The organism is Flavobacterium reichenbachii (assembly GCF_002217435.1).
In the GTDB taxonomy this organism is placed as follows: Bacteria; Bacteroidota; Bacteroidia; order Flavobacteriales; family Flavobacteriaceae; genus Flavobacterium; species Flavobacterium reichenbachii.
Genome location: NZ_MUHF01000016.1, coordinates 77277 through 95846, shown reverse-complemented (window position 1 = coordinate 95846; position 18570 = coordinate 77277). Strand labels below are relative to the sequence as shown.

Below are 18570 nucleotides of genomic sequence, written 5' to 3'. Positions count from 1 at the left end.
AGTAAAGTCAAAAGGTTTAAAATTATAAATTCGAAAGTAAAAACAAAACCTCAAAACACCTGATTCTTATCTAAGTAATACTCGAAACAAAGCCTTTACAAACGGAACTTTTGGGCATTTCATAATCACTTTAAGATCTTCGATGAAATTGGTTTCTTCGTCCAGAAACTTAAAAATCAAAGCAGGATTTCCTTTTTTAAATAAAGAAGAAAAAATAGCACTTCCCAATTCATTATGACGATACAGAATATCCAGAAGCAATAAATCATAAAACCAAAATTTATTTTTTTTATAAAATGATGCCATTTTTAGTTCTTCCGAAGATTTTTTATTTTGAAGAAACTCAACCAATTCCGAAGATTTTTTATCTGAATTTTTAAAAGTATATCCCGTACTTGCTTTTGTCCAGCCACCTGCAGTTCCGATGTTTAAAACTCTTTTGGTATTTTTCTTCCAAAAAGGAAAACACGTCATCGGGATACTTCCCTGCTCCTTTTCGAGAATTTCGTATTGATCAATTCCTAAATTTCTTAAATAGATTTGAATCTCATTTTCATATTCTTCCTTAGCAAGCAATTTTTCCGAAAACAACGTATATTCAACCAAAGCTTCGGTTTTAGAAGTGGGTAAAACATACATAAATCTGGTATTCCCTCTTTGCTCTACCGAAAAATCCATGAAAGTCGCTTGTTCGGAATGAAAGATTTCAAATTCAGATTTTACACACCAACCCACAAAATGCTGTTGCAAAACAGGATATTTTGTCTGACTTTCGGCGAAAGCCTTAGTATAAATACTATTGAAAAGATAATTTCCTGTATATCGATTTTCTTCTGTTCCAACAAAAACATGCGTTTCGAGTTCATTGATATCGGTTACTTTTTCGTTTGAAAATGTAATATTCGATTGCTTCGAAAGTGTTTCAAAAACAAAATTGTAAAAATCTATTCCGTTGATTTTATTGTATTGATACGGTTTAAGATCTAAATCACGTTTGAAATCTTTAGCAAATAACGCCGAATCCCATTTTTTGGAAATAACCGAATCCCAAATACTTTCCTTTTTATCCCAAAAACACCAGGTTCTGTCGTTTACTTTTTTTGAATCCTGATCTAATAATAAGATAGATTTCTCAGAAAATTTCTCAGACAAAGCCATTTTGTAAACGGTCATCAAAGAAGCCAGACCAGTTCCTGTAAAAATGTAATCGAAGTGTTTGATTTGCGAAGAATTCATTCTCAAAAATAATGATTTTAAACCCATTGATTGTAATTCGTAAAAAAAGAGCACAAAAAGAACCTAATTTCCCCCATACAGCTATATTTGTTAATACAAGTGAAATGCGTCTCTGAAGTTTACAAAGTCTATGATTCTAGTATTAAGAGTTACAGCTGTAGGCTACATTTTATTCTTTCAGTTTTCCTAAAAGAATTTTAAAATCGCTTGTACTTAAATAGAAATTATATTGAAAAATAATTTCATTCTTCTCATTCAAAACACACAAAACAGGATATGTAATCTGATTGCTGATAGTTCCGAGCTGCAAAGCCAGTTCATGAACACCGACATTATTTCCTGAAGGTCTATATTTAAACCTCTGATTATTAAAAGAAATATCGCGTTTTTCCTCGGCATTAAAATCAATAAAATAGAAATCTGAATTTAAAGTATTAATGATTTCCTGATTTTTAAAAGTCGTCGATTTCATTCGCTGGCAAAACTGACACCAATCGGTATGTATGAAAACAATTGTTTTTCGCTTTTGAATTTGCTGTAAACTATCAATTTCTTCAAACCTGCTGCTTTTAAGCTGACAGAATCCTGTTGAAGTAATTCCAAAAAAGAAGATTATCAGAAATAGTTTTTTCATTTTATTTTGTTTTTTGTCACAGATTTAAAGGATTTTTGAAAAAGAGTTGCCACAAATTACATGAATTTCCACGAATCTAATTTGTGGAAATTTGCGTAATTTGTGATGGAAATAATCCTTTTAATCTGTAGCATTAAAATCTACCTCAAATTATATCGCAAACCAAAAAACCCACGAATCGTCTGATTTTGTCCGTAAACATAAGTTGTATCAAAAGTCAAACCATAAGGATTATCTGGAGTTACCATCACTTTTCCGGCCGAATCGTATTGCACATTTTTATCAAAAGGATCGTTACTTCTCGAAATCAAAAACGGATTATTTTGTTTTGGAGTAAAGTTCAAAAGGTTTTTGATGCCGGCATAAACCTCAAAATTCTTCCATCCGGAATAAGTAAACTGAATGTTCTGAATGCTATACCAAGGCGATTTCGGATTTCTCGGGTCGTATTCGTTCAGCAAAGGCAACTTCATCGGACTATAAACATTTCCCGTATAATCCATTGATAAATTCCACGGTTCAATTTTATACGAAACACTCCAGGTTCCGGTGAAATTTTCGGTTAGAAATGGCTGCTGCGAAATTCCGTTTTCTACATTTTTGTTATCTAAAACTGTTGCACCAAGAATAAATTTTAATCCGTTTGTGAAATTCAAATCTACGTTGGTGCTGATTCCCTGACTGATAGCATATCCATCGATATTGTCATAAATAATCTTATTCGGATCTGTTTCATAATCTGAAATGATTTTATTGCTGAATCTGGTATAAAAAGCCGTTGTTTCAATCCCCATAAAAGTTCCGTTTTCGAAATTAATTTTCTGAATGTAATTCAAATTGACATTTACAGATTGTTCCGGATTCAAATTATTTGCAATCACAACATCGCGTGAGCCTGTCAGCGCTGCGTGATCTTCTGTAAACAAATTCACAACCCTAAATCCTGTTCCGGCGTTCAATCTGAAAATCGTGTTTTCATTTGCCTTTAGCCTGTAAGCCAATCTTGGCGTAAAAATCGAACCGTGAATAGAATTGTAATCATAGCGTGTTCCTAGCAAAATCTGACTTTTTGGAGAAATCGTGATTTCGTCCTGAACAAAAATCCCTGGTAACCAAGTACTTTCCGCTTCTTTTGTGGCCGTAGTATTGTCGTCGTAATAGGTATATCGACTGGCAATTCCGGCAAGGAAATCATTTCTGCCAATCTTTTTATCCCAGGTCAATTGCAGGAAACCAATTTTTTGATTGGCGATATAAGATGTTGTTCCATAACGACTGTCTTGATAATGAACATTTCCGGAGAAAGAAAGCATCAGTTTTTCTTCAAAGGGCAATTGATAACTTCCAATTAACTCTGCCCTTTTGGTATAAATGCTTTCGCCGTAAATTTCGTCGCCTCCGCGGAATTTTTTCTCCCAACGCACATCGCCTCCCCAGCGGTCTTCATACATACCACGCGCTGCAATTGTAAAAAGTCGATTATTATTGCGCTGAAAGCTCCATTTATTAAAAACCGAAACGCGTTCAGAAAGCGTTACATCGGTAAAATTATCTTTGTCTTTGTCTATAACCTGATCGTAATTAAAATAGTTAACACCTAAAATTGAGGTCGCTTTTTTTCCAGCATTAAACTTCATTCCCAAATCAAGATTACTTTCAAAATAAGTGGTTGTAAAATAATCCGCAGAAAAAATCGGAGCATTCATTGGGTTTTTAGTGATAATATTGATCAAACCGCCAACCGCTTCACTTCCGTAAAGAGACGAAGCCGGGCCTTTTACAATCTCAATTCGTTCCACCAAAGAATTCGGAATTCCCGACAAACCGTAAACTGTAGAAAGACTGCTTACAATTGGCATTCCGTCAATCAAAACCAAAGTATACGGGCCTTCCAATCCATTAATATGAATATCCCCGGTATTGCAAACCCCGCAATTGAGCTGTGGCCGAACGCCATTAATATTTTGAAGCGCATCGTAAATACTCGCTGTTGGATTTTTTTTGAAGAATGCGGGCGAATAAACCTCAACCGGAACGGCACTTTCTAATCGTTTTACAGGTTTTAAAGTTCCTGAAACCACTACTTCATTAAGTTCGTTTTGATCTTCATCCAAATCAAAGTCAAAGTTTAAATTTTGATTTTCGAATACTGAAATTTTTTGAATTATTGTTTTAAATCCCTTTGACACAACAGCCAACTTGTAAATACCATTCGGTATATTCTCGAGTTTGTAAAGTCCAAGTGAGTCTGTTTGAGTTTTGAAGTTTGTATTTAACAGGCTGATAGAAATTTCGTTCTCTGGAGGAATTACTGTATTCACTCTTCCCGAAATGTTTTGCGAGATCATACTTGTAGTTGAAATTATTAATATCGTCAAAAATAAATATTTCATTATATTAAAATTAAATTTAGACAAATCTAAAAATTAAATTCGACAAACAAATACATTTTTCAAACAATTCAATTTTAATCCGTTAAAATTTAAAATAAAGAATTAATTGATTTTTATTGCTGTTTTTAAAACTTGCTTTCAATAGATTGCCAATAATATTTATCTCGTGTCAAATTATTTACGAATTTTATGTAGATTGTAATTCAATACATGTCCGATAATCATTCCTATGCCTCCAAAAAGAATTAGGTCAAGATGATTTTCATAGAAAAGTTCGCTTAAAATACTAATCCAAATCAGACTCATTGAAACAATCAAAATTGAAGAAACCAAAAGAGAGGTTTTTTTCATAATTTTGAAAATTGCAAATAGACCAATAGAAGCAAACATTAAATCTATAATTGGGTTATGAATAAATCCTAAAGGGAGGATCGTTAAAATTGGAAAAATCAAGCAATGCACTAAACAAAGAGCCGCGCTAGAAATACCTAAAAAATCATAACTGGATGAAATTGTTTTCTTCATAATCCTTACTTTTTATTAATGCAATATTGTTGCAAATATATACAATTTTTATAAAACGCAACATTGTTGCTATAATGTTTTTTAATTGAAATAAAATGAAAACCACCCGTAACACTACAGCAAAGACGGCCGTTTTGGAGATTTTTGAGAAATCTACAACAGCACTATCACATACTGAAATTTACAAAGAATTGCATGATGTGTGCGATCGCGTCACAATATATAGAATTCTGGATCGCTTAATAAATGATGATATAGTTCATAAAATTTCGAACTTGGACGGAACTGTAAAATATGCAAAATGCAATCATTCGCACCAAAAAGTACATATACATAATCATGCACATTTCAGTTGTGAAAACTGCAATGAGATTACCTGTCTTGAAAATGTTAAGCCAAGTTATATTATGCCTCACAATTATAAAGTAAATGAAATTAATTTTACACTTTCTGGAATATGTCCAAAATGTTTAAATTCTAACATTTAACTTTTAGACTTGTCTAAAAATATTGTTGTGCTAATTTAATTTTTCCATATATTTGGAGAATCAATACTTTAGCAATGACCAAATCTTTAGAAGAAGTTAACCAATCGGTCCCTACCGAACATAAAAAAAAGGGATTTAGAAAAATATTAGCCTTCTTAGGCCCGGCATATTTAGTAAGCGTAGGCTATATGGATCCCGGAAATTGGGCAACCGATATTGCTGGCGGCAGTCAGTTTGGTTACACTTTAGTCTGGGTTTTATTGATGAGTAATTTAATGGCTTTGCTATTGCAGAGTTTAAGTGCGCGTCTGGGAATTGTAACACAGCGCGACCTTGCCCAAGCTTCGAGAGAAACGTATTCAAAATATATTAATTACATTTTATACTTTCTGGCTGAAATCGCTATTGCAGCCTGTGATCTTGCCGAAGTTCTCGGAATGGCAATTGGTATTAATCTCTTATTTGGGATTCCGCTGCTCGAAGCTGTATTAATTACTGTTTTAGACACCTTTTTATTGCTTTTCCTAATCAATAAAGGAATTCGAAAAATGGAAGCTTTCATTATTGCCTTAGTTGCTATAATTGGTTTTTCATTTATATTCGAAATGATTTTTGCAGAACCCGAAATGCATAAAGTTTTAGAGGGACTTATTCCTTCTATTCCAAATTCTGCCGCTTTGTACATCGCAATCGGAATTATTGGTGCAACGGTAATGCCGCATAATCTTTACTTACACTCTTCGCTGGTACAGACCAGAAAATTTGACCGAACTCCTGCCGGAATCAAACAAGCTTTAAAATACAATTTTATAGATTCTACAATTGCACTGAATCTTGCATTTTTTGTCAACGCAGCGATTTTAATTTTAGCAGCAGCGACTTTCCATAAAAACGGAATGTTTGAAGTGGCAGAGATTCAGGATGCACATCAATTCTTAGAACCATTATTAGGAACAAAATGGGCTCCTGTTTTATTTGCAGTTGCTCTAATTGCAGCAGGACAAAGTTCGACGGTAACCGGAACACTTGCCGGGCAAATTGTTATGGAAGGTTATCTGCACTTTAGAATTCAGCCTTGGGTAAGACGTATTGTTACCCGATTAATTGCCATTATACCTGCTGTTATTGTAATTCTAATTTATGGCGAAGGCGTAACAGGAAAGCTGTTAATTTTAAGTCAGGTCATTTTGAGTCTGCAATTGGGATTTGCCATTATTCCGCTGATCCATTTTGTGAGTGACAAATCTAAAATGAACGGTTTTCATATCTCAAAAACTACGCAGGTTGTTTCCTGGATTATTGCAGCGATAATTGTGTCTTTAAATGCTAAATTGGTTTATGACGAAATCACTTCATGGCTTGAGAGTTCCAATCATCCAATCATTTTATGGCTGACTGTCGTGCCGCTTGCTTTCGGATTCTTGACTTTACTGCTTTATATTGTTTTTAAACCTTTCATTACCAAAACAAAATCTATCGTAAATCATTCTCCTCATAACTTGCAGCTAAAGTTTACACCCAAGGAAAGTCAGAGCGTAAAAAATATAGCTATTTCTGTAGATTTTTCGAATGCTGATGAAGCAGCTTTAAACAGAGCTTTTGAGTTGGGCGGTACAGCAGCAAACTATACTTTAATTCATATTGTAGAAACAGTTGGCGCACTTATGTATGGTGTTAACGTACATGATCATGAAACTACTATTGACGAAAAATTATTATTGGAGTACAAAGAAATGCTTTCTGAAAAAGGTTTTAACATAAAAACTGAACTAGGTTTCGGAAAACCAAACAAGGTAATCCCAAAAATCATAAATGAAGGAAATTTTGACATCTTAGTCATGGGAACTCATGGTCACACTGGTTTGAAAGATATTCTTTTTGGTACAACAGTAGATAAATTGAGACATAAAATTTCGATACCTTTGTTGATTGTTAAAAAATAGTTCCGCTAAAAGGAACAAAGGTTCAGAGGTTCAAAGCGACAAAGGTTTTAAACTCTGAACCTTTGTACCTCTGCCACTTTGAACCTCTAAAAATAAAAAATGACCTTTTCAGAAGAAAATTATCTAAAATCTATATATCACTTAACTGCTTCGTTAGAAACTGAAGTCAGCACCAATGCCATTGCCGAAATAATGGAAACGAAAGCTTCTTCTGTGACTGATATGCTTAAAAAGCTGGCAGACAAAGATTTGGTTAATTATAAAAAATATCAAGGTGTTTCGTTAACAGAAAACGGAAAGTTGGCTGCCAAAATGATCGTTAGAAAACATCGTTTGTGGGAAGTGTTTTTGGTTGAAAAACTTAATTTCAGCTGGGATGAGGTTCATGATATTGCCGAACAATTGGAACACATTAAGTCTGAGCAGTTAATTAACCGTTTGGATGATTTCCTTGGAAATCCGACTGAAGATCCACACGGAGATCCGATTCCGGATGCAAACGGAAGAATCATTAAAATCGAAAAACAGCTTTTATCTGAATTAGAAGAAAAACAAATCGGAGTTTGTGTGGGAGTAAAAGATACCTCATCAGAATTTTTGAAATATCTGGACAAGCAGGAAATTGCATTGGGTTCTAAAATCGAATTTTTATCTAAAGAATCTTTCGACTTATCGGTAAAAATAAAAGTTGACGGACGCGAATTATCTATTTCGAATAAAATCGCTTCTAATCTGTTTGTAAAGCTGGTTTAGAAGAGGATTCAAAGAGATGCACAAACGTTTTGGGCAACGTCCCGAAATTTCGGGATAATCCGTTGCACGCAATATTTTATTTTAAACAATTCCTTTTTCAATCATTTCCAGCATTACTGGCGAAGCATTTTTAAAAGTAGGTTCCTGCTCGATAATGCTTCCTGCGTTTTTCTTGTTTACTTTAAAAGTCACATCATTGTCTGTAGTAAATAAGAGTGCCGTTAAAAACGGATTCTTAATATAAGTTCCCAAAACCAATAACGCTTCATCGAGAGTATGAATGCTTTCGATTTCTTCTGTTTTATAACGAGTTGTTAATGATATTGAAAAGGTATTATCTTCATTTAAAACCAAACGGAAGTAAATATTTTTGATCTCGGTATCGCCTATTGTTTTTGCCAAAGTTAGTTTAGCGAAAGTTCCAGCTTGAATACTTTCTTTAACGCGTTCACAAAAAAGGGCAAATATTGGTTCGTACATTTTTTTTAAGGTTCTAAGGTTCTGAGATACTAAGGTTCTAAGTTTTTAAAACCTTTATTTAATTATTTAACCGCAAAGGTCGCAAAGTTTTTCGCAAAGGACACAAGAAATTTAAACTTTGTGAACCTTGCGTAAATCTTAGCGACTTTGCGGTTAAAACTTTATTTTCCTGTAAATTCAGCTTTACGTTTTTCTAAAAATGCTGTTGTACCTTCTTTAAAATCCTGAGTTCCGAAACATTTTCCGAATGATTTAATTTCAGTGTCAAAACCGTTTTTTCCGTCTGCAAAATTAGCATTGATTGCTTTAATCGCTTTGCCGATTGCAAAAGGCGCATTTTTAATAATTTTTTGAGCAATAGTTTTTGTAAAAGACAATAGCTCTGTCTGCGATACTACATGATTTACCAAACCGTACTGTATTGCTTCTTCTGCAGTTATCATTCCGGCAGTCATAATCATTTCCATTGCACGGCCTTTACCTACTAATTGCGGTAAACGCTGTGTTCCTCCGTAACCCGGAATCAAACCTAAACTTACTTCCGGAAGTCCCATTTTGGCATTATCAGATGCAATTCTAAAATGACATGCCATTGCAAGTTCTAAACCGCCTCCAAGAGCAAAACCATTGACTGCTGCGATAACCGGTTTTTTTAAATTTTCAATATAATCAAACAGTGATTCCTGACCTTCGGCAGCTAACTGCGCTCCTTCTATTATAGTATAATTAGCAAACTCAGAGATATCTGCTCCGGCCACAAACGCTTTTTCTCCAATTCCTGTAATTATAATTACTCGAACATCATTGTTTTTTCCCAATACTTTTAGTGCTTTACTTAAGTCACTTATGGTTTCTTTATTTAAAGCATTAAGTTTTGTTGGACGATTAATAGTAACAACAGCAATGTTTTCTTCAATAGAAATTAAAAGATTTTCGTAATTCATGATACTTTTTTTAGGAGTTTGTGATAGGCAGAGAAACTATAAAAGTGGTTCCTTTTCCGTAAGTTGATTCAAAGATAATTGTTCCTTTGTAATTTTCGATAATGTTTTTGATAATTCCCAAACCAAGTCCCATTCCGCTGGTTTTAGTTGTAAATTTTGGTTCAAAAATTCTTCCGATATCCATTTTTTGAATTCCGATTCCGTTATCCTTTACAGCAATCTCAACATTATTATTTCTTCGTTTAACTGTAACGACAATCGATTTATTAAATTGGCTTTCAGGAATTGCCTGTGTTGCATTTTTAACCAAATTGGTAATCACACGAATCAACTGTGTTCTGTCCATTTTAGAAATAATTTCATCTTCATCGCTTTCAAAGGAAATGTAATCCTCATTAAAAATATCCAAAGCCAATTCGACAACCTCAACAACATTCAACGTTTCGTTTTGCTGCGCAGGCATCGATGCAAAGTTTGAAAAAGCAGAAGCTACAGCAGTCATGGTATCAATCTGCTGAATCAAAGTTTCTGAATAATCATTCATTTTTTGCTTTACGTCTGGATCTGTTGGATCAAACTTTCGCTGAAAACTCTGCACAGTTAAACGCATTGGCGTAAGCGGATTTTTGATTTCATGCGCTACTTGTTTTGCCATTTCACGCCACGCCTCTTCACGCTCACTTTGCGCCAGTTTTACAGCACTGGTTTCGAGTTTGTCAACCATTCCGTTGTAAGCTTTTATCAGGAAGTTGACTTCTTTGCTGTTTGCTTCAAGTACAATTTTTTCGTTTTTCTGATCCAGATTCGTTTCTTCAAGTTTATCAGAAATAGTTTTAAGCGATTTTGTAATATAAGTTGAAAGGAAATAAGCCAATGCAAAAGCCACTATAAGCATAAAAGAATATACCTGGCTTAACCGAATCAGGAAAGTATTTAACTCGTTGTCATAATAACCGTCATCTTCTAAGTAAGGCAGGTTTAAAACTCCAAGAGGTTTAAATTTTTCGTCTTTTATTAAGCTGTAAGATGATCTGTTCTTAACTCCATCTATTGTTTTAATATCGACAAAACGTTTTTCTATAGACGAACGAACTAATTTTAGAATATAAACCGGAATAGGAGGCGCGACTTTATCAACTGCAAAAGATTCTTTAGAGGATTTGAGCAGTTTTCCGTCAAGGCTGTAAATGTTGATTTCGATTTTATGAATCTGCGCTAACTCGTGAATTTTATCTTTGAAGATTAAATCTAGATTTCCGGTTTTCAGCGGATAAGTTGTGGTTGAAAGCACATAATTAATGTGTTCTTTTACCGCATTTTCTTTTCGTTCTAACCGTTCCTGATGATATTCTTTGGCTTCGGTTTTAAACTGAATAATCGAAATCGAAGCCAATAAAAATGATGCCACAACAATCAATACAATCATCGACAGGAAAATCCTGGTACGAAGGGAAAGCATTGACATTTTTATGTTGTTTTGCATTATTGTTTGTTTTCTTTTGTTTCAGGTTTAAAGTTTCATGTTCCGTTGCGATTTGTAACCTGAAACTTGAAACCTGAAACAAAAAACTATTTTTTCTCTCTAATTCTTTTGTAAAATTTAAAACCAAGCATCAGTAAAACTGAAAATAAAATGATTCCGACCACTCCGAAAATCCAATTGAAGGCACTTTTTAAAACTACTAAAAAAACAATTGCAAACAATATAATCGTTGCGCCTTCATTCCATAAACGCATATAGTTACTCGAATATTTTACTTCATCATTTTGCAATTGCCTGAAAATCTGATGGCATCTTAAATGATACAAATACAAAAGAAAAACGAAACCTAATTTTATATGCATCCAAGGCATTTTGAGCCAGGCATTTCCTAAATCGGTAAAAAACAACATCCAAAAAGCAAAAATGCTTGCTAAAATAGCAGATGGCCAAGTAATAATATACCATAAACGATAACTCATTATTTTGAATTGCGCCTGCAAAATTTCCTTTTCCGGAGATGGTTTACCGTTAGCTTCAATTTGATACACAAATAAGCGTACTATATTAAATAAGCCTACAAACCAAGTTAGTACGAAGATTATGTGTAATGATTTTAGATAATTATAATACTCCATTCTTTTTAATTTTTGATTCCATAAAAACAATAATTTTTTCAAAGTCTTCTATTCCAACTTCCTCTTTTTCAAGAATAAAATTACAAGCAATACTATCTCTTAATTCTAAGATTATATAGTCATTAATAACTTTAAAAGTCTTGATAGTTTCCCATTTAATTTTCAAATCAAATTTATAATTGGAATAACAAAAGTTATCCTCCAGAAACTCCCATACAGCAAAAGATTTTTGAGAAAGACGTCCACTAATATTATCGTCAACTGTTTTAAAGTATATCTTTTTATTCTGATTATAAAAGCGCCTATGATTAATGAAATTAAGCAGTAAATAAGCTCCGATCCCAATAAAAAGAAAACCTATATTATTTTTTCCATAAATTATTAAGGCTCCCAATAAAGTAATTGCAACACCAATGTAGAGTGAGTTTTTGTTTTTTTTTAGTGCTTCTTTCCAATGCATATTAAAAAGAAATACCGATTGTTCTCTTGAAATTTTCTCATTAAATGGGATTTCAAAACGCATAAAATAATGTTTAATCTTTTTCTATCTTCTTTCTTCTATCTTCTTGCTTCTATCTTCTTGCTTCTACTTAGCCCAATCATTAATCCAATTCCCAACAGTTTGACACCATTCGTCGTCATCATTCAAACACGGAATTGCAAGGAACTCCTCTCCTCCATTCGCTTCAAAATCTTCTTTGGCGCGCATAGCGATTTCTTCAAGAGTTTCAAGACAATCCGAAACGAAAGCAGGCGTTACAACGGCTAACTTTTTAATTCCTTTTGCCGGCATTTTATCTATTTCAATGTCGGTATAAGGTTCTAACCATTTGTCTCCCGCCAAACGAGATTGAAAAGTCAGGCTGTATTTATCTTCCGGAAGTCCTAATAATTTAACGACTTGTTTTGTGGTCTCGTAGCATTGATGACGGTAACAAAAATCATGCGCCGCTGAAGGTGTGTTGCAGCAAGAACCGTCAATTTTACAATGTGATTTGGTTACATCAGTTTTACGAATATGGCGCTCCGGAATTCCGTGATATGAAAACAACAAATGATCGTAATCATAACCAACTAAATGTTTCTGAATTGAATCTGCTAAATTCTTGATATAATCTGGTTTGTTATAAAATGCCGGAACATCGGTAAAAGTCATGTGCGGAAATTTCTTCTTACGAATTTCCTCCGCTTTTACTAAAATAGTCAAAGTCGAAGCCATCGCATATTGCGGATATAACGGAAAAAGCATTACTTCTGTAACTCCTTTTTCATGTAATTCCTGAAGTCCTTTTTCGATCGTCATACTTCCGTAACGCATTGCCAAAGCTACAGGAACATTTACCAAAGGCTGTACTTTTTTCTGCATTCTTTCAGACAGCACTACTAAAGGCGAGCCTTCTTCCCACCAAATTTTTGCATAAGCATGCGCAGATTCTTCTGGTCTTTTTCTTAAAATAATTCCGCGAACTAAAAAGGCTCTCAACAAAAATGGAACATCAATTACGTATTTATCCATTAAAAATTCGTCTAAATACGGTTTTACATCTTTTGGTGTTGGACTTTCTGGAGATCCTAAGTTTACTAATAATACGCCTTTCATTATTGTTTTTTTTGCTTTAGGCTTTAAGCTTTAGGCTTTAAGCTTTTTGTTTTTGTTTAAATTTTCGTCAAAAGTAGTTTGTACAACTTTTTGGAAATATGATAAATGTTATTTTTTATTTATTGTTGAATATAGAAAATCAATTTGCTATCAATATATTTTTTTAAAATTTTCTCGCAGATTCAGCAGATTTTAAATTCGTGCTAATTTGTGAAATTAGTGGCGAAAGAAAACTTAAACATTCGTATTAATCGACATCAAATACTTTTTTGGAGTTGTGGCAAACTTTTTCTTGAACGCCGCTATAAAGTGGCTTCCGGTGCTGTAGCCAATTTTCAGTCCAACTTCGTTTACATTATATGATCCGCTGTCGAGAAGTTTTCGGGCGAAATCCATTTTGTAATCGAATAGAAAACCATAAACTGTATCGCCGTAAATTTGTTTGAAACCCATTTTGAGTTTCTTCAAATTCAAACCAATTTCATCTGCCAGTTCTTGTAATCCCGGCGGTTCGGCCATATTGGCGATGATGATTTCTTTGGCTTTTCTGATTTTCAAAACATTGTCTTCATCAATCAAAAACGGACATTGTTCTGCATTTGGATCTTCGGTTCTGTTAAAATACAAACTCAGTAATTCATATCCTTTTCCTTTATAATAAAGGTTTTTTATCGATGGATGAAGGTTATAATGAAACAACTGACTCAAAACAATGGCCATGGACGGACTTATATTTCCTTCGTTATAATACTTTTTATCCTTATTATCAGGACTTAAAAAAGTAATATAATCCGCTTCCGCAGAAAATAACGCGTGAAATTTTTTGATCGATACAATAACCGAAATCACCCAGGAATTTGGAGCGAGTTCTAAATTGAGCGGTAATTCTTTTTGCGGATTGTATAAAAGCAGCGATTTTTCTTCTTTCAATTCTAGAGCATAACTGCCTTGATTGAACAAAAATTTTGCATTCCCTTTTATTCCAAAGTGAAACTGTATCAGCCCAGTACCTATTTCATGCTGTGCAGAAAAGGGTTCTAAACTATCGTTTTGAAAACGGATAAGCGTAAAGTCGTCTTCAATTTTTATAATTTCTTGAGAACTCATAGCGATATTTTTTTAAAACTAAAATCGGATCAAAAGCGAAATGTTATTTAGAATCACTCTAAACAAACCCTTTGTAACCAATTGATTTTGCTACAAAAATACTTCTTTTTACTCAAAAACACCTATTTAGGTTCAAAAAATCATACAGCGACATAAAAAGCACCTGCAGCGTTATTTTTATCAATGCTATAGTAATAATTTTGTTGCACTTTTATGAAAGTGAATTTATGGAAAACAATAACGTACCGAAACACCTTTATTTTTACTCAGTTGGTCTGAGTTACAAAAAAGCTGATGCTGAGGTAAGAGGTCAATTTAGTTTGGATACAATCGCCAAAACGCGTTTGCTGGAACAAGCTAAAGCTGAAGGAATAGAAAGTTTACTTGTCACTTCGACATGCAACAGAACCGAGATCTACGGTTTTGCTGAACACCCTTTTCAATTAATAAAACTTATTTGTGATAACAGCAACGGTTCTGTTGATGCTTTTCAGAAAGTGGGTTTTGTTTATAAAAATCAGGAAGCTATTAATCATCTTTTTCGCGTTGGAACTGGTTTAGACAGTCAGATTCTCGGCGATTTTGAAATTATATCTCAAATAAAAACCAGTTTTATCCACTCAAAATCTTATGGTTTAGCCAATACTTTTATGGAAAGATTGGTAAATGCGGTAATTCAGGCGAGTAAAAGAATTAAAAATGAAACGGAGATTAGCTCTGGCGCCACTTCGGTTTCTTTTGCATCGGTACAATACATTCTTAAAAATGTAGAAGACATCAGCAATAAAAATATTTTGCTTTTTGGTACAGGAAAAATTGGAAGAAATACTTGTGAGAATTTAGTTAAACACACTAAAAACGAACATATTACTTTAATCAACCGTACAAAAGACAAAGCAGAAAAATTAGCTGGAAAACTAAATTTGATTGTTAAAGATTATTCTGAATTACACCTTGAACTTCAAAAAGCCGATGTTGTCGTTGTGGCAACGGGCGCACAAAACCCAACGGTTGACAAAGCGATTTTAAATCTTAAAAAACCTTTATTGATTTTAGATTTATCGATTCCAAAAAACGTTCATGAAAATGTAGAGGATTTAGAAGGTGTCACTTTGATCCACATGGATTATTTATCTCAGCTGACAGACGAAACTTTAGAAAACAGAAAGTTACATATTCCTGCTGCAGAAGCGATTATCGAAGAAATTAAAGAAGAATTTGTAACCTGGATGAAAGGACGCAAATTTGCTCCAACCATAAATGCTTTAAAAGAAAAACTGAATGCCATTAAAAATTCGGAATTAGATTTTCAAAGCAGAAAAATCACCGATTTTAATGAAGCACAAGCTGAAATCATCAGCAACAGAATCATTCAGAAAATCACTACTCATTTTGCGAATCACTTAAAAGACGACGACACCATGGTCGATGAAAGCATCGAATGGATCGAAAAAGTATTCAAAATAAAAGCATCTTAAATAAATTTTAACCATATAAGTTATATAAGCTCATTTAAAAGTAAACTGCTTAAATTATCTTATAACTTATATGGTGCAATTCAACAAAATGGCTGAAAAAACAATCAGAATTGGAACTCGCGACAGCGAATTAGCACTTTGGCAGGCACATAATGTCGAGAAAAAACTAAATGACTTAGGTTATAAAACCTCAATTGTTGCAGTAAAATCTCAAGGCGATATTATTCTGGACAAGCCTCTTTATGAACTTGGCATTACCGGAATTTTTACTAAAACCTTAGACATTGCGATGATAAACGGCGATATTGATATTGCAGTGCATTCTATGAAAGATGTTCCAACGGCTTTGCCAAAAGGAATTGTTCAGGCAGCGGTTTTAGAAAGAGCCAATGTTTTAGACATTTTAGTGCACAAAGGCAATACTGATTTTACAAATCCAAGTACAATTGCAACCGGAAGTTTACGTCGTCAGGCACTTTGGTTTAACAAATATCCGAATCATACTGTAGTTGATTTACGCGGCAACGTAAACACACGCATGCAAAAATTACAAGACAACGATTGGGATGGAGCTGTTTTTGCTGCTGCAGGTTTGGAGCGCATCAACATAAAACCAGAAAATTATATCAATTTAGACTGGATGATTCCCGCACCGGCACAAGGTGCAATGCTTGTTGTGGCGATGGAAAATGACAATTATACTTTAGACGCACTTTCGCAGCTGAATCATATTGAAACTGAAATCTGTACTTATATCGAACGTCAGTTTTTAAGAACGCTCGAAGGCGGTTGTACCGCGCCAATCGGTGCTTTGGTAACGTATAACGAAGACGAAGACACGCTGCATTTTCAAGGTGTTTTGCTTTCTGTTGATGGAAAACAAAAATTGGAAATCGACAAAAAGGTTGACATTTCAGAGTGGAAAAAATTAGGTTTTCATTCTGCTCAGGAAATTTTAAACAACGGCGGAACGGAATTGATGGCATCTATTAAAGAATCTTTAAAAAAATAATGGCAAAATCAATTCAAATATTATCCACAAAAAAGCTATCAGGCGAACAAAAACAAGAGTTGGTGCAAGCCAATATCGAAGTTATTGAAGCTGATTTTATTCAAACCCAAAATAAACCGTTCGAACTAAAAGACCTCAACGAAAGTCTGATTTTTACAAGTCAGAATGCCGTTCACAGCGTTTTATCGAATCCAAAATCGGAAGAGCTAAAAAACAAAAATGTGTATTGCGTCGGACTAAAAACGAAGATTCTTTTGTCTGAAAGTGGTTTTAATGTGGTGGCTTACACCGGTTATGCTTCTGATTTAGCTGAAATTATTACTTTAATTTACCGTAACGAAAGCTTTACTTTTTTTAGTGGAAACATGAGACGAGAAACTTTACCAAAAGCGTTGAAAGATGCTGAAGTAAAATTCAACGAAATTCAGGTTTATGATACTTCATTAACGCCTCAAAAAATAAAAAATCAAGTTGACGGAATTTTATTTTTTAGTCCGTCTGGCGTTGAAAGTTATTTAAAAGACAATACAATTAAGAAAGAAAAGTGCTTTTGCATTGGAGAAACCACCGCCGAAGCTTTACATAAAATTACCAAAAATATCATCATCGCAGATCAGCCAACGGTTGAAGATGTGCTTGAAGATGTTTTACAAGAATATAAATAAAAACCTTTGCAACTTTGTCGCTTTGTGACTTTGCACCTAAAATAAAAAACATGTTAAAAAACGACCTATTTTTAAAAGCACTTAAAGGAGAAACTGTTCAACGTCCGCCGGTATGGATGATGCGTCAAGCAGGAAGATATTTACCTGAATTTATCGCTTTGCGTGATAAATACGATTTCTTCACACGCTGCCAGACTCCAGAATTAGCTGCTGAGATTACAGTTCAGCCAATTCGCAGAATTGCACCGGATGCTGCGATTTTATTCTCCGATATTTTGGTTGTACCTCAGGCAATGGGAATCGAAGTTTTAATGAAAGAAAATTTTGGTCCGTTTTTACCAAACCCAATTCGTTCTTTAGCAGATGTTCACAGAGTTTACGTTCCGGACATTCAGGAAAGTTTAGGATATGTTATGGATGCTATTAAATTGACTAAAGAAATGCTGAACGACGAAGTGCCGTTAATTGGTTTCGCTGGTTCGCCTTGGACAATTTTCTGTTATGCTGTCGAGGGAAAAGGTTCCAAAAGTTTTGATACGGCAAAAGGTTTCTGTTTTTCAAACCCTGCTGCAGCGCATACTTTATTGCAAAAAATCACCGATACGACAATTTTATATTTAAAAGAAAAAGTAAAAGCGGGAGTTGACGCCGTTCAGATTTTTGATTCTTGGGGTGGAATGCTTTCTCCTGTTGATTATCAGGAGTTTTCATGGAAATACATCAACCAAATCGTTGAAGCTTTGGCTGATCACGCTCCGGTTATTGTTTTCGGAAAAGGATGTTGGTTTGCTCTTGGCGAAATGGGAAAAAGCCGCGCTTCTGCATTAGGAGTTGACTGGACTTGTTCGGCTAGAAATGCACGTTATTTGTCTGGTGGAAACATTACTTTACAAGGAAATTTTGATCCGTCAAGATTGCTTTCTCCAATTCCAACCATCAAGAAAATGGTTCACGAAATGATCGACGAATTCGGAAAAGATAAATATATCGTAAACTTAGGTCACGGAATTTTACCAAATATTCCTGTAGATCACGCAAAAGCGTTTATTGATGCGGTTAAGGAATACGGAAATTAGTATATAGTTTTTCAGTCGCAGTTTTCATTCTCTCTTTGAAACTGAAAACTGTGATTAAAACTAAACCATTTGATAAGTATGAACCAAAAGAATGTTAGTACTGAAATTGAGGAAGTGA

Annotated in this window: 18 protein-coding genes; 7 read left to right on the top strand and 11 right to left on the bottom strand. The window is 34.2% G+C overall.

Annotated features, from left to right (window positions below):
• Positions 1-66: 66 nt before the first annotated feature.
• The 4 genes from B0A68_RS13050 to B0A68_RS13035 form a co-directional block, all read right to left on the bottom strand.
• Positions 67-1236 carry a lycopene cyclase family protein gene (locus B0A68_RS13050; RefSeq protein WP_035688405.1) on the bottom strand — a complete coding sequence of 390 codons (1170 nt, stop codon included), beginning with the start codon at positions 1234-1236 and terminating at the stop codon, positions 67-69.
• 169 nt (positions 1237-1405) lie between these two features.
• Entirely contained in the window at positions 1406-1870 is a 465-nt protein-coding gene (locus B0A68_RS13045) for a thioredoxin family protein (protein WP_035687293.1), read from the bottom strand.
• 140 nt (positions 1871-2010) lie between these two features.
• On the bottom strand, positions 2011-4263 hold the full coding sequence (locus B0A68_RS13040; protein WP_035687290.1) for a TonB-dependent receptor: 2253 nt from the start codon (positions 4261-4263) through the stop codon (positions 2011-2013).
• 174 nt (positions 4264-4437) lie between these two features.
• Positions 4438-4788 (bottom strand): MerC domain-containing protein, encoded by a 351-nt coding sequence (locus B0A68_RS13035; RefSeq protein WP_035687288.1) that lies wholly within the window; start codon positions 4786-4788, stop codon positions 4438-4440.
• Positions 4789-4883: 95 nt separating this feature from the next.
• Here B0A68_RS13035 and B0A68_RS13030 point away from each other — a divergent pair, with 95 nt between their 5' ends.
• From B0A68_RS13030 to B0A68_RS13020, 3 genes are all read left to right on the top strand, one after another.
• Positions 4884-5276 (top strand): Fur family transcriptional regulator, encoded by a 393-nt coding sequence (locus B0A68_RS13030; protein ID WP_035687285.1) that lies wholly within the window; start codon positions 4884-4886, stop codon positions 5274-5276.
• Positions 5277-5350: 74 nt separating this feature from the next.
• Positions 5351-7219, top strand: coding sequence for an Nramp family divalent metal transporter (locus B0A68_RS13025; RefSeq protein WP_035687283.1), 1869 nt, complete (start codon positions 5351-5353; stop codon positions 7217-7219).
• A gap of 99 nt (positions 7220-7318) precedes the next feature.
• The gene (locus B0A68_RS13020; protein WP_035687280.1) at positions 7319-7972 is read left to right on the top strand and encodes a metal-dependent transcriptional regulator; all 654 of its coding nucleotides are present in this window, start codon (positions 7319-7321) and stop codon (positions 7970-7972) included.
• 81 nt (positions 7973-8053) lie between these two features.
• Here B0A68_RS13020 and B0A68_RS13015 read toward each other — a convergent pair whose 3' ends face one another.
• The 7 genes from B0A68_RS13015 to B0A68_RS12985 form a co-directional block, all read right to left on the bottom strand.
• Positions 8054-8452: a hypothetical protein gene (locus B0A68_RS13015; RefSeq protein WP_035687278.1), complete on the bottom strand. Its 399-nt coding sequence runs from the start codon at positions 8450-8452 to the stop codon at positions 8054-8056.
• Between the two features lie 161 nt (positions 8453-8613).
• The gene (locus tag B0A68_RS13010) at positions 8614-9396 is read right to left on the bottom strand and encodes an enoyl-CoA hydratase/isomerase family protein (protein ID WP_035687276.1); all 783 of its coding nucleotides are present in this window, start codon (positions 9394-9396) and stop codon (positions 8614-8616) included.
• Between the two features lie 10 nt (positions 9397-9406).
• On the bottom strand, positions 9407-10822 hold the full coding sequence (locus B0A68_RS13005) for an ATP-binding protein (RefSeq protein ID WP_084679094.1): 1416 nt from the start codon (positions 10820-10822) through the stop codon (positions 9407-9409).
• Positions 10823-10965: 143 nt separating this feature from the next.
• Entirely contained in the window at positions 10966-11514 is a 549-nt protein-coding gene (locus B0A68_RS13000) for a CopD family protein (protein ID WP_035688402.1), read from the bottom strand.
• Positions 11501-12037 (bottom strand): hypothetical protein, encoded by a 537-nt coding sequence (locus B0A68_RS12995; protein ID WP_123947509.1) that lies wholly within the window; start codon positions 12035-12037, stop codon positions 11501-11503. The genes B0A68_RS13000 and B0A68_RS12995 overlap by 14 nt, the downstream gene beginning before the upstream one ends.
• A 63-nt stretch (positions 12038-12100) precedes the next feature.
• Positions 12101-13114 (bottom strand): ferrochelatase, encoded by a 1014-nt coding sequence (gene hemH / locus B0A68_RS12990; protein WP_035687269.1) that lies wholly within the window; start codon positions 13112-13114, stop codon positions 12101-12103.
• Between the two features lie 234 nt (positions 13115-13348).
• Positions 13349-14221: a helix-turn-helix domain-containing protein gene (locus B0A68_RS12985; protein ID WP_035687267.1), complete on the bottom strand. Its 873-nt coding sequence runs from the start codon at positions 14219-14221 to the stop codon at positions 13349-13351.
• Between the two features lie 227 nt (positions 14222-14448).
• Here B0A68_RS12985 and hemA point away from each other — a divergent pair, with 227 nt between their 5' ends.
• From hemA to hemE, 4 genes are all read left to right on the top strand, one after another.
• A complete protein-coding gene (gene hemA, locus B0A68_RS12980) occupies positions 14449-15699 on the top strand; it encodes a glutamyl-tRNA reductase (protein WP_035687265.1) in 1251 nt (416 codons plus the stop codon).
• Between the two features lie 88 nt (positions 15700-15787).
• On the top strand, positions 15788-16711 hold the full coding sequence (gene hemC / locus B0A68_RS12975) for a hydroxymethylbilane synthase (protein WP_035688399.1): 924 nt from the start codon (positions 15788-15790) through the stop codon (positions 16709-16711).
• Complete coding sequence (locus B0A68_RS12970) at positions 16711-17376, top strand: uroporphyrinogen-III synthase (RefSeq protein ID WP_035687263.1); 666 nt, start codon at positions 16711-16713, stop codon at positions 17374-17376. The genes hemC and B0A68_RS12970 overlap by 1 nt, the downstream gene beginning before the upstream one ends.
• 50 nt (positions 17377-17426) lie before the next feature.
• A complete protein-coding gene (gene hemE / locus B0A68_RS12965; RefSeq protein WP_035687261.1) occupies positions 17427-18452 on the top strand; it encodes a uroporphyrinogen decarboxylase in 1026 nt (341 codons plus the stop codon).
• Positions 18453-18570: the final 118 nt, after the last annotated feature.

What these genes read in the sequence shown, in the direction of transcription:
- B0A68_RS13020 (WP_035687280.1), top strand. Translation starts at nt 7,319, where the DNA reads ATGACCTTTTCAGAAGAAAATTATCTAAAATCTATATATCACTTAACT.
- B0A68_RS13050 (WP_035688405.1), bottom strand. Translation starts at nt 1,236, where the DNA reads ATGAATTCTTCGCAAATCAAACACTTCGATTACATTTTTACAGGAACT.
- B0A68_RS12970 (WP_035687263.1), top strand. Translation starts at nt 16,711, where the DNA reads ATGGCAAAATCAATTCAAATATTATCCACAAAAAAGCTATCAGGCGAA.
- B0A68_RS13000 (WP_035688402.1), bottom strand. Translation starts at nt 11,514, where the DNA reads ATGGAGTATTATAATTATCTAAAATCATTACACATAATCTTCGTACTA.
- B0A68_RS13040 (WP_035687290.1), bottom strand. Translation starts at nt 4,263, where the DNA reads ATGAAATATTTATTTTTGACGATATTAATAATTTCAACTACAAGTATG.
- hemE (WP_035687261.1), top strand. Translation starts at nt 17,427, where the DNA reads ATGTTAAAAAACGACCTATTTTTAAAAGCACTTAAAGGAGAAACTGTT.
- B0A68_RS13045 (WP_035687293.1), bottom strand. Translation starts at nt 1,870, where the DNA reads ATGAAAAAACTATTTCTGATAATCTTCTTTTTTGGAATTACTTCAACA.
- B0A68_RS13025 (WP_035687283.1), top strand. Translation starts at nt 5,351, where the DNA reads ATGACCAAATCTTTAGAAGAAGTTAACCAATCGGTCCCTACCGAACAT.
- B0A68_RS13010 (WP_035687276.1), bottom strand. Translation starts at nt 9,396, where the DNA reads ATGAATTACGAAAATCTTTTAATTTCTATTGAAGAAAACATTGCTGTT.
- B0A68_RS13005 (WP_084679094.1), bottom strand. Translation starts at nt 10,822, where the DNA reads ATGATTGTATTGATTGTTGTGGCATCATTTTTATTGGCTTCGATTTCG.
- B0A68_RS12985 (WP_035687267.1), bottom strand. Translation starts at nt 14,221, where the DNA reads ATGAGTTCTCAAGAAATTATAAAAATTGAAGACGACTTTACGCTTATC.
- B0A68_RS13030 (WP_035687285.1), top strand. Translation starts at nt 4,884, where the DNA reads ATGAAAACCACCCGTAACACTACAGCAAAGACGGCCGTTTTGGAGATT.
- B0A68_RS13015 (WP_035687278.1), bottom strand. Translation starts at nt 8,452, where the DNA reads ATGTACGAACCAATATTTGCCCTTTTTTGTGAACGCGTTAAAGAAAGT.
- hemC (WP_035688399.1), top strand. Translation starts at nt 15,788, where the DNA reads ATGGCTGAAAAAACAATCAGAATTGGAACTCGCGACAGCGAATTAGCA.
- hemA (WP_035687265.1), top strand. Translation starts at nt 14,449, where the DNA reads ATGGAAAACAATAACGTACCGAAACACCTTTATTTTTACTCAGTTGGT.
- hemH (WP_035687269.1), bottom strand. Translation starts at nt 13,114, where the DNA reads ATGAAAGGCGTATTATTAGTAAACTTAGGATCTCCAGAAAGTCCAACA.
- B0A68_RS13035 (WP_035687288.1), bottom strand. Translation starts at nt 4,788, where the DNA reads ATGAAGAAAACAATTTCATCCAGTTATGATTTTTTAGGTATTTCTAGC.
- B0A68_RS12995 (WP_123947509.1), bottom strand. Translation starts at nt 12,037, where the DNA reads ATGCGTTTTGAAATCCCATTTAATGAGAAAATTTCAAGAGAACAATCG.